10 protein-coding genes are annotated in these 10,500 nt (G+C 65.5%); 3 read left to right on the top strand and 7 right to left on the bottom strand.

Annotation, left to right across the window (positions count from 1 at the left end):
- Positions 1 to 802, top strand: an 802-nt coding sequence (locus WB785_RS07940; RefSeq protein ID WP_424078296.1) for a DUF4185 domain-containing protein, incomplete at its 5' end; no start/stop codon positions are given.
- Positions 803 to 857: 55 nt separating this feature from the next.
- On the opposite strand, the gene WB785_RS07945 is transcribed toward WB785_RS07940, so the two are convergent.
- From WB785_RS07945 to WB785_RS07965, 5 genes are all read right to left on the bottom strand, one after another.
- Entirely contained in the window at positions 858 to 2,360 is a 1,503-nt protein-coding gene (locus tag WB785_RS07945) for a class I adenylate-forming enzyme family protein (RefSeq protein WP_424078297.1), read from the bottom strand.
- Positions 2,361 to 2,442: 82 nt separating this feature from the next.
- The gene (locus tag WB785_RS07950; RefSeq protein ID WP_424078299.1) at positions 2,443 to 3,387 is read right to left on the bottom strand and encodes an acyl-CoA dehydrogenase family protein; all 945 of its coding nucleotides are present in this window, start codon (positions 3,385 to 3,387) and stop codon (positions 2,443 to 2,445) included.
- Entirely contained in the window at positions 3,384 to 4,532 is a 1,149-nt protein-coding gene (locus tag WB785_RS07955) for an acyl-CoA dehydrogenase family protein (RefSeq protein ID WP_424078300.1), read from the bottom strand. Before WB785_RS07955 ends, WB785_RS07950 begins: the two co-directional genes overlap by 4 nt.
- A gap of 2 nt (positions 4,533 to 4,534) precedes the next feature.
- A complete protein-coding gene (locus tag WB785_RS07960; RefSeq protein WP_424078302.1) occupies positions 4,535 to 5,662 on the bottom strand; it encodes an acyl-CoA dehydrogenase family protein in 1,128 nt (375 codons plus the stop codon).
- A complete protein-coding gene (locus tag WB785_RS07965; protein WP_424078303.1) occupies positions 5,659 to 6,723 on the bottom strand; it encodes an acyl-CoA dehydrogenase family protein in 1,065 nt (354 codons plus the stop codon). The genes WB785_RS07960 and WB785_RS07965 overlap by 4 nt, the downstream gene beginning before the upstream one ends.
- Positions 6,724 to 6,814: 91 nt before the next feature.
- Here WB785_RS07965 and WB785_RS07970 point away from each other — a divergent pair, with 91 nt between their 5' ends.
- A complete protein-coding gene (locus WB785_RS07970; RefSeq protein ID WP_424078308.1) occupies positions 6,815 to 7,687 on the top strand; it encodes an LLM class flavin-dependent oxidoreductase in 873 nt (290 codons plus the stop codon).
- Here the strand turns inward: WB785_RS07970 and WB785_RS07975 are convergent.
- Together WB785_RS07975 and WB785_RS07980 are read right to left on the bottom strand one after the other, a co-directional pair.
- Positions 7,647 to 8,375, bottom strand: a complete 729-nt coding sequence (locus WB785_RS07975; RefSeq protein WP_424078305.1) for an SDR family oxidoreductase — start codon at positions 8,373 to 8,375, stop codon at positions 7,647 to 7,649. The genes WB785_RS07970 and WB785_RS07975 overlap by 41 nt on opposite strands.
- Positions 8,376 to 8,378: 3 nt before the next feature.
- The gene (locus WB785_RS07980) at positions 8,379 to 9,200 is read right to left on the bottom strand and encodes a FadR/GntR family transcriptional regulator (protein ID WP_424078306.1); all 822 of its coding nucleotides are present in this window, start codon (positions 9,198 to 9,200) and stop codon (positions 8,379 to 8,381) included.
- A 191-nt stretch (positions 9,201 to 9,391) separates the two neighbouring features.
- Between WB785_RS07980 and WB785_RS07985 the strand changes: the two genes are divergently transcribed.
- Positions 9,392 to 10,500: CaiB/BaiF CoA transferase family protein (locus WB785_RS07985; protein WP_424078307.1), on the top strand; the 1,109-nt coding region annotated here is incomplete at its 3' end.

A 10,500-nucleotide genomic window follows, 5' to 3' on the forward strand; every position in this document is an offset into this window, starting at 1 on the left:
CGCCTACGCCGGCTCGCCGGTGCTGTCCGCGACTCCACCGGGATCGAACTTTTCGAGGCAGATCATCGCCAGCCTTAATCTCGCCCTAACCGAAGCGACCATCATTCCCACCGCTGGCATCTCGGTGGGGACAACGCAGTACGTCAATTTCATGTCCGTCCAGCAGTGGGGCAATCCTGGCCAATGGACCACGAACTTCTCGGCGATCGCAACGTCTACCGACAACGGCGAGACTTGGACTGCAAACCGTGGAACCGTCCGGCCTAGCTTCTTTTTCAGCGTGCCCAGCGTGTGGTTCAACTGGGGTAACCAGAACTTTCAGCAAGGGGCGTTCGTCCGCCGCGACGGTTACGTGTACTCATTCGGCACCCCGTCCGGACGCTCCGGCTCGGCATATGTGTCGCGCGTCCCGGAAAACGCTGTGCTGGACCTCAATCAGTACGAATACTGGGGAAGACCGTGGTGGAATCCCTTTGCCGCGCCGTCGTGGATCGCAAACAGTCCGTGGTCTGCCACGCCGGTTATTTCGGCTCCGGTGAGCGAGATGTCGGTTCAGTACAACGATTATCTCAATAAGTACATCGTGCTCTACTGCGACGGCTTGAACAATGTCGTCATGCGGACAGCGGACAATCCGCAGGGACCGTGGAGCGCAGCGCAGACCCTGGTGACGTCAACACAGCTTCCTGGCGGCATTTATGCCCCGTTCATCCACCCCTGGTCAGCCGGCCACGACCTGTACTTCAACCTGTCGTTGTGGTCGGCGTACAGCGTGATGTTGATGCACACCACGCTGCCCTGATAGCGCCTCGGTAATCGCTGCGGCACAAGCATTTTGGAGTCATGCGCCCGGGTGATTACCCGCCGCGAGCCGCGATCATTGCGGCGCGATTGACCTTCGTCGCCGCCGTGCGCGGGATCCCCTCGACGAACTCCACCGTTTTGGGAACCTTGTATGCGGCAAGTCGGGTTTTCGCGTAGGCAATGACCTGCTGCTCGGTCAGCGGAGACGCGGGGTTGGCGAGCTCCACCACGGCGTGCACCCGGCGCCCCCACTCGGGATCGGCGAGTCCGATGACGACGACGTCGGCGATCTTGTCGTGTTCGGCGAGCGCGCATTCGACTTCCGCGGGAAAGACATTGGCCCCGCCGGTGACGATCATGTCGCTGCGGCGATCGGCGATGTAGAGGTAACCGTCGGAGTCCAGGTGGCCGAGGTCGCCGGCGGTCCGAAACCCATCCGGCGTCGACGGCAACAGCGGCGCGCCACCCAGGTAGCGATAACCGGCGCTCATCGGCGAACGCAAGTAGACCTCGCCGAGCTCGCCGGGACCCAGGGGCTGGCCGTTCGGGTCGAGTATCCGTACTTCAGTGTCCCGGAAGCCACGGCCGACGCTGCCGGGGTGGGCCAGCCACTCGTCGCCGCGTAATGCGGTGATCCCAAGGCCTTCGGTCATACCGTAGGCCATCACGACTTGCTCGGGGCTGAGCAGATCGAACCAGGTGTGCAACAGCGCGTGCGGCATCAGCGCGGCGCCCTGCAAGATCCACGCGATGCTAGAGAAATCCCGCTGCTGAATATCGGGAAGAGCCGCGATGCGAGCGAGCATGGTCGGCGTCGCGGTGAAGTTGGTGACCCGATACTCCTCGATCGCATCGACAACGGTTGCCGCGTTGAACTTTTCGAGTACTACCAAGCGGTCGCCGCCCAACAGGTAGCTGAGCGGCGAGAACCCGTTGGTGTGATACATCGGTCCCGGAACGAGAATGGTCTGCGGCTGGGCCGTTGGCGCCCAGGCGGCAAGGAAGGGGAAGGACGACTCTGGCGTCCAGACACCCTGCGCCAGCGTCAGAATCACCTTGGGCAGGCCTGTGGAGCCGCTGCTGCAGATCCCGTTGGCATGGGGGGACACCACAGTGGGAAGCGGCTCGTCTGACTGCTCGGCGGCGCGTTCGGCGAGTGTGTCCCGGGTTTGTTCGTCAACGATGACGGCCGGCTCGATCACCGCTAGTACCCGGGATCGCTCCCATGCCGGCAGGTCCCAGCGCATAGGGACCGGAACCGCACCGATCTTCCAGCAGCCGAGCGCGGCCAGCACGAGTTGCTCAGAGTTGGGAATCGCAAGTGCAACAAGCGAACCGAGTTCAGCTCCGGCCGCGGTCAGGACCCGCCCCCATTGGTTGGCCCGCGCGTCGAGTTGCGCAAAGGTCAGCGCGCGCGTGGTGCCGTCCGGCGCCAACGTGTCCAAAGCTGGGTCGCTACCGCGTTGTTCGGCGAGGTGCTGGAGTTGGATCCCGAACGGAATCCCGTCGTCCTGCTCGCCGGGAGCCTCTCCGGCTGCGAGTTCCCCGGTGCTCATCTGCGCCGCTCCTCAGCATCGCTGCGTCCCCCTCGCCGCTGCGCGTCTGGGGGTGCCCCCACTGCATCGTCGCCGGCGCGGCTCACACCGGCTCCACCGCGACAGGCTCAGAGAACAACGTCTCCAGTTGGCCGCCGCGAACGCCGGGCATTAGTCGCAGCGCAAGCATCTCGCCGTTTTCCGGCAGCCGGATGAGCGGTTGAGTGTGCCGGTCCAGGACGCTGACATCGGACTCGTCGCAAAAGCCGAGCGCGCCGAGCAACTGATGCGCGGTACGCAAAACCTGCCGCGCGGTATCGGCGGCCTTGAGCCGGAGTATCAAGGCGTCTGCCGAGCGTACTTGAGCTGCAGCCGATTCCGTTCGGCTGATGGTGTACTTGGCGAGTTCATAAAGTCCACGCACGGCGACCGATGCATCGGCGATGGTGAATCGGACGGCCTGGAATTCCGCCAACGGCTTGCCGAACTGCATTCGCGCGTTCACGTGCTGCCGGGTGATCTCCAATGCCTGCTGCACCGCGCCCAGAATCCGCCAGGATCCCAGCGTCAGGTGCATATCGACGTCGGCTGCCGGCACTGTGCCGTCCGGCTCAGTCAAGGCCGCCGGTACCAGAAACGGCCCCAGCTTGGCGCTGGTTCGCGACGAGGGTTGGACGTGGTAGCGCCTACCGTCGAGGTCGGCGGCGATCCAGTCGCCGGGCAGGTCGCCGTGCTCGATGCGCGGCGCTTCGGGATTGACCAGGGCAAGCCGAGCGCCGTCGATCGCTAGCAGCTCCTCGACGAGCGGGTAGGGCAGGGCCGTGGCTCCGGCGGCCTGGCAGAGCACAGCGGCCGCCAGCAGATCATCGGAGGAGGATCTGACGTCGAGATCGAATGCGCCGAGGTCGGCCAGCGCAGACCGGGCGTCGTGCCGCAGGTGATCCTCGGTTTCGGCTCGCAACGCCGCCGGTGGGCCGCCGAGCCGGGCGAATCGTTTGGTGGCGACAGCGGCGAACTCGGTAACGTCTTCTGGCAGAGCTGTTTTCACCTGTGACCCCCCAAGGCTTCGCGTGCGACCAGCATTCGCTGTACTTCGATCGTTCCCGACGCCACGGTGGCCGCCTGCGCATAACGCCAGTGGTCTTCAACCGCCCCGTGGAGTCGCGCGGAAGTGCCGCTGTCCAGTGCCGACGGGCCGAGCACGTCGAACAACAACTCGGCGACCTGCTGATCGCACGTGGTGGTCGCGATGCGGGCGGCGCTGGCCGCCGGGCCGGCCGACGGGTCATCCTGCAGCGACACGGCGCGATAGGCCAGCAGCCGTGCGACGCGCAAGTCAATCAGTGCCCGCACCCAACGGGCGCGGATCGACTCGGGCAACTGGTCCCAATCGTCGCCGAGTTCGTTCTGCATCCGATCCAGCAGCGACTCACACCGCGCGTACCGGGCGATCCCGACACGCTCGAAAGCGAGCGCTTCGCGCATGACCCGCCAGCCGTCGCCGACCTCGCCGAGGACCTCGTCGGCGAACACCTCGACGTCGTCGAGAAATACCTCGTTGAGGTGGTGCGGTCCTAGCATTGAGCGGATTGGCCGCACGGTGATACCGGGTCGGTCCATCGGTACGAGAAACAGGCTGAGCCGCTTGGGCTTCGGTGCATCCGGGTCGGTGCACGCAGCCAGCACGCACCAGGACGCCATCTGGGCATAGGAGGTCCACACCTTCTGGCCTGTGACGCGCCAACCGTCGCCGTTGGGCACCGCTCGGGTGCGCAGCGACGCGAGATCGGTTCCGGCTTCGGGCTCGGAGAATCCCTGGCACCAGATCACCTCTCCGGCGGAGATGGCAGATAAGTGTCGGGCCTTCTGCTCGGCGGTCCCATAACGCATCAGCGCGGGGCCGACCCAGTTGATACCCATGTACTGTGCGCCTCGGGGTTCATGGTGGGCCCACATTTCCTCACGCAGTACGGTCTGCTGCCAGATCGAACCTCCGCCGCCGCCATGTTCTTTCGGCCAGGCCAAGGCCAGCAGTCCGTCGGAAGCTAGCAGCTTGCAAAACGACTCAGTGGTGGCGAGGTCTCTCGGGTCGTCGGTGCATGCGCCTAAGAAGCCTTCCGGGATATGTGCGGATATCAAGTCGCGCAGCCGCTTTCGAAGGTCGACTGCGTTGGCACCGAGGTCGTAGTCCATCGTCATCCCTTCGGCAGTCCGAGCAGCCGCTCGGCGATGATGTTGCGTTGGATTTCGGATGTCCCGCCATAGATAGTCGCCGCCAACGCGTCCTGACGTTCAAACAGCAGGTCTGCATCGTTGATCGAGGTCGGCCCGGCGGCCGCAGCGGCAAGATCCCAAACCCGCTGCAGGGTAAGCGAACCGAGGAGTTTGAGAATGTCAGCTTCTGGGCTTGCCCGACCGGCGAGTTCGTTGTGCAGCGAGCGGTAGCCGGTCGCACGCAGCGCTTCGGCATCGGCGAGCAGCGAGCCGAGCTCGGTGAAGACCTCGCCGGACGCGTAGTCGTCGTGCGCGGTGTGCGATCCGCGAATGGAATCGAGTCCGCGTTGGATCTCCACCCAGTTCATGATCCAAATCATTTGGCGCTCATGGTTCAGTGACGCCAATGCGACCTGCCATCCGCCGTTGCAGGGTCCCAGCAGATTGGCCACCGGTATCTCGACGTCGTCGAGAATGACTTCGCAGAACGTCTCGTCAGAGATCGATGCCATCCGGATGGGTTCGATTGTCACCCCGGGAGATTCGAGATCGAGGATCAGGCAGGAGATGCCACGGTGTTTGGGCGCATCGGGGTCGGTGCGGGCGTAGAGCGTGCACCACTTTGACAGGTGCGCCTGGGTGGTCCAGATCTTCCTGCCCTTGACCCGAAAGACGTCGCCGTCGCGCTCGGCGCGCGTGCGCAGGCCGGCGAAGTCGGATCCAGCTTCGGGCTCCGACATGCCCAGCGCCCACCACTCGTCGCCGCGTAGCAGCGGAACCAGCAGGCGGTCGATCTGCTCGGCGGTGCCGAATTGGCGAATCCCCGGCGCAACAACGTTGGGGCCGGCGATGTTGGGCATCTTCGGTGCTGATCGCATCGCTCCCTCGAGCCGGATCTCCATCGCGTCGGCCAAGCCCAACGATCGACCGCCGTGTTCGCGCGGCCAGGTCGGCTGCAACCAGCCCGCCTCGAACGCCGCGCGCTGATACCCACGCCGCAGGCCGAGATCCCAGCGATACTCGCGGTAGCGGTCGTAGTAGTCGTCCGGCAGAAAGTCCGTCAGCCAGGCTGCATACTCGGCGACCACGCCGAGATCGGTGCGCGTCATTGGCCACCTCCGACCACGCGGCGTCCCACTGCGTGGTAGAGCGCGCGACTGTCTCCCAGCGTCGAGGCGCCTTGCCACGCGTGCCGAAGATATAAGTGCATGTCGTGCTCCCAGGTCTGCCCCAAGGCGCCGTGGACTTGAACGCCGGTGCGCGCGCAGCCGACCGCCGCCTGGGATGCCGCTGCTTTGGCCAGCGCCGCCGCGGTCCAGGCGGCCGAGGGCGAGGTCGCTGGATCGTCGAGCCGCGCTGCTGCCGCGTAGGTGAGACTGCGGGCGCGCTCCACGGCGACGTAGTTGTCGGCCAACGCGTGCTTGATGCCCTGGAAGGCCCCGATCGGCTTGCCGAACTGCTGTCGTGACTTCGCATGCTCGACCGAGCGGGCCAGCGCGGCGTCGGCCACGCCGACCAAGTCGGCGGCCACCGCGACCAACGGTGTCGCTAGCGCCGATTCCACGTCGACCGGGGCGGTGACGACGGGCTCGGTGTCGATCTCGACGTCGGCGACCGGCTGCGCGGGATCGGCGCACTCCACGGCCTGTACCGACACACCGTCGCCGACCCGGGCGACGGCGACGACCGGGCCGTCGGCCGATGAGGCCAAGGTGACGATCAGTTCCGCCCGGAGCAGGCCAGCCACCGCGACCGCACGCCCGTGCAGGCGCCCACGCTCCAGCGTCATCGGCACGCCGGGCAGCCGATACCCGGGCGGGTGAACAGCCAGCGTGGCTACGACGCCGGCACCGATGGCGCCCAGCACCTGGTCAACCGCGGGGCCAGCCACTCGCAGGGCGCCTGCGGCCAGGCCGACACTGCACAGCAAGGGGATGGGGGCGATGGCCGCGCCGCACTCTTCGAGAACGACGGCGAGATCGACGCGACCGTAGTCGCCTCCCGCAGCGAGATCCGTCCAGCCGAGGCTGACCACCGTCTTCCATACGGTGCGCCACCGTTCTGGATCTGTCATCGCCTGGCGGGCGACGGTGGGCGGGCACTCGGTGCGCAGGACGTCGCGCACGCTGTCACGCAGCGCCAGCTGACCGGAATTCAGTCCGACATCCATAAGGCCCCTAACATAATAAAAATAGTAAACTAGCGTGACTGACGTCAATCGCCGCCGCGTTGTGCTGGACAGCTCCGTATGGTGGTCAGCTATGGCCGAGTGGTACCTATTCTTGCCGCAAGTGCGGTTGCCGGTTGCCGACATCGTCGAGCGGTCGCGCCACGCCGAGGCGAGTGGCTTTTCCGGGGTGGCGTTCATCGACCACCTCGAGGCGCCCGGGCTGCGTGACGAAAAGATCTGGGAGGCAATGAGTGTCGCCACCTGGGTGGCCGCGAAGACCGAGCGGCTGCGGATCGGTCATTTGGTGCTCTGCGACGCATTTCGGTATCCCGCGGTGCTGGCCAAACAGGCAGTCACGTTGTCGGAGGCATCCGACGGCAGGTTCGAGCTCGGGCTCGGGTCCGGCTCGTGGCCCGCTGAGTTCGCCAGATTCGATGTTGGCCAAGACGATCCGGTAGCTCGCGTCGAGCAACTCGAGCGCCATTTGGGTTTGATCATGCAGTACTGGGGGCGCGATGACGCGCCCGAGCGCACGCAATTTCCCCTTCCCGTGCATCGGATACCGCTGATCCTTGGTGGTACCGGGCGCCGGATGATGGAACTTGTTCGCAGATACGCGGATTGGTGGAACATACCGGCGAACCATCTCGATCGGCTGGCAAGTTTGGCCCCGGCCGCCGGGTCCGCTCGAGTGTCGGTTCAGCAGATGGTCGGCTTCGTTCGTAAGGGCAGCGACCCCAACGCTGTGCGGGAGCTAAGCAGCCGGCGGTTCGGGAATCTCGGTTCGGGCCTGGTCTGCGGTGACGCCGACGAATTGTCCGGACATTTCGCCGGGTTGGCCGCCCAGGGCGTCGAGCGGTTCTATGTCTGGTTCGCCGACTTCGCCGCCCCGGAATCGCTGCACGAATTCGGCGAAACGGTGATCAAGCCCTTCCCTGGGCGGCCCGGCGGCGAGCCTCGCTAGGAACCACGGGTTCGCGCGCGAACGGCCCGCGCCGCACGGCGTTGAGCCGGATTTCCGGCAGGTCCACCGACGGGTCTACGGTGTCGAGCCAAGCCACCGCTTCGGCGACATCAGACACCTGGATTGCGTACATCTCGAACGGAACATCCTGCAGCATCTCGGTTTCCACCGGCCCTGGCGTCACGATATGGACGGCGATGCCGTCACGGTCGACCTCAAGAGCCAGCGCACGAGCGAACGCGTTCATCCCCGCCTTTGACGCTGAGTATGCGGTCCGCGCCATCATCGGTTCGTGCGCCGCGGACGACGAGATGAACACCAGCCGTGAGCCGGCCCGCATTCGCGGTAGCACCGCTGCGGTCACCACAAAGCAGGAATCCAGGTTGGCCGAAATGATCGCCTGCCACTGCCCGAATGTTTGCTTGCGCGCGTAGGTCCCGCCGAGCGTTCCAGCGGCGTGCACGACCAAATCGATTGTCTCCATTGCGCTGATCGCTTGCGCAAAGCCGGCTGCATCAGAAGCGTCGGCGGTGATGTAGCGCGCTCCGATTTCCTCGGCAGCCGCGCGTAGCGGGCCTTCTCGTCGCGCCGACAGCACAACGTCATATCCCAGTTGGCACAGTTTGCTCGCGCAGGCCTTACCGATCCCGCCGCTGCCACCGGTTACCAGTGCGGTTCGGGCGCTCACGACTTACAGATGGCGGTTGTCTCGTGGCCGCGACAGCGCCTGCGGCGACAACGCATAGATCCGTTGGTGGGGGCCCGCGGCCAGCACATGACTCTGGGTGTCGGAAAGATGCCGAGCGGCGATGCGACGTGCCCGGTCGACGTCACCCGCCTCGATCATCTCGGCCAACTTGACATGGGTGTTGAGCACGGCGCGACGCTTGGCCAGCGATGGATAGGTGCCCTTAGCCGCGCTCTCATCGGCCCAGTGCTGTTCATGGCTGGTCCACAGCGTCTCCAAGGTGCCGACCACCGCGATGATCGTCCGGTTGCCGCAGCCACGCACGACGAGATCGTGGAATTTGCGGCCAATTTCGGTGAATTCTGGCCCGTCCTCCAGATGCGCGGCCATCGCATCGTTGACCTCTTTGAGTTCGGGCACGATGGTGTCGGCGCGGTCCGGCCGTTGGGCGGCCAGCGCCGCGCAGGCGGGTTCGAGCTCCAGGATCGCCGTCCCGAGATCGGAGACGACGACCGACTCGCTCTGCAACAGCAGACCCAACATGTAGGCGGCGCTGGTCTTCGCCGGAGCGTGCACCACCGCACCGCCTCGGTTGCCGCGCCGGACCGACACCAGCCCCTCGGTTTCCAGGATCCGCAGCGCCTCCCGCAGCGAAACCAGGCTGACGTTGAACTGCTCGACAAGCACTTCCTGGCGCGGCAGCAAATCGCCGTCGGCCAACTCGCCGTCGATGATCTGGCGCCGCAACTCGTCGGCGACGATTTCGGCGATTCTGGGTGCCGACAAACGGCGTCGTGCCTCGGGGCCAATTCCCAGCGCAGTCATACGATTCCAGCAGCGGAATGACGGGACGGAGCCGCGGCCGCTGCACCCGCGAACTCCATTTACTGCAATCTTAGCAGTAATGGCATAATAGCCGCGCTGGTCAAGCGCCGGCCTAACCGGAAAACGAGCATGGGCCGGCAAAGTTACTAAGATGACGTAGACAACGACCCGACGACGTAGACGGATACAGGTTGAGCGACGGGCACGACAGCCGACCGACACCGCTGGACGATGTCCGTGTTGTCGAGATCAGTGACCGGATCGCCGGCAGCTACTGCGGAAAGCTGTTGGTCGATGCCGGTGCTGAAGTCAGGAAAATCGAACCGCCACAAGGGGATCCGTTGCGGCGGTTCAGCGCCAGCTGCTCTCCGATGCCGGACGAGACTGACTCACCCCTGTTCGGCTACCTCAATGCCGGCAAGCGCAGCGTGATCTCGTCCGGCTCCGGCGGACGGTCGCACGACGAGCTCGCAGGCGCCGATATCGTCGTGGTGACCGCGACCCGGTCGCGGGCGGCCGAGCTGGGCATCGATCCGCAGCGTTTACTGGCGGACAATCCGCAGGCGGTCGTCGTCACGATCTCCGACTTCGGCTGGACCGGTCCCTACGCCGAGCGGGCCGCCAGCGAATTCACCCTGCAAGCGTGGTCGGGCTTGACCGGCTTTCGCGGCGACCCGGCAGGACCGCCGATCGCGATCGGCGGTGACCTAGGGGAGTACATGGGCGGGGTGTGCGCCGCATTCGGAGCCTTGGCGCTGCGCCGCCGCGTCGAGCAGGGCGGTCCCGGCGAACACCTGGACTTGTCCATGCTGGAGGCGATCACGCTGATGCAAAGTGGCGAATGGCTGCACTCTCAGCTGTTGCAAGCGCCGCCGGTGCGGCGCACGGTCGAAGTGCCGTCGATCGAGCTGGCCAAGGACGGCTACGTCGGGATCACTATGGTCACCGGACAACAATGGCTCGACTTCGCGGCGATGGTCGATTGTCCGGAGCTGACCGAAATTCCGCAGCTTCGTTTTCAAATCGGCCGATGGGAATACCGCGACTTCATCCGCGACCGAATCCGGCCCTGGCTGGCCGAACGCACCGTCGAAGAAGTCGTCGAACTCGGCCAGCTGTTCCGGCTGCCGGTCGCCGCGTTGGGCAACGGCGCCACGATCCGCGACACCGCGTACGCGAAGGAACGCGGCGTATTCGTGCGCAACCCGGCCGGTTTCCACCAGCCGCGTACACCGTGGTTGATGTCACGCTGCCGGCCCGCGTCGCTGCGCAGCGCGCCTTCCCTGGGCGAGGCCAACGA

Source organism: Mycobacterium sp. (assembly GCF_049585075.1).
In the GTDB taxonomy this organism is placed as follows: domain Bacteria; phylum Actinomycetota; class Actinomycetes; order Mycobacteriales; family Mycobacteriaceae; genus Mycobacterium.

Excerpts from the sequence above, each read along its gene's own strand:
- WB785_RS07945 (WP_424078297.1), bottom strand. The coding sequence starts at position 2,360 with ATGAGCACCGGGGAACTCGCAGCCGGAGAGGCTCCCGGCGAGCAGGAC.
- WB785_RS07955 (WP_424078300.1), bottom strand. The coding sequence starts at position 4,532 with ATGGACTACGACCTCGGTGCCAACGCAGTCGACCTTCGAAAGCGGCTG.
- WB785_RS07960 (WP_424078302.1), bottom strand. The coding sequence starts at position 5,662 with ATGACGCGCACCGATCTCGGCGTGGTCGCCGAGTATGCAGCCTGGCTG.
- WB785_RS07965 (WP_424078303.1), bottom strand. The coding sequence starts at position 6,723 with ATGGATGTCGGACTGAATTCCGGTCAGCTGGCGCTGCGTGACAGCGTG.
- WB785_RS07970 (WP_424078308.1), top strand. The coding sequence starts at position 6,815 with ATGGCCGAGTGGTACCTATTCTTGCCGCAAGTGCGGTTGCCGGTTGCC.
- WB785_RS07980 (WP_424078306.1), bottom strand. The coding sequence starts at position 9,200 with ATGACTGCGCTGGGAATTGGCCCCGAGGCACGACGCCGTTTGTCGGCA.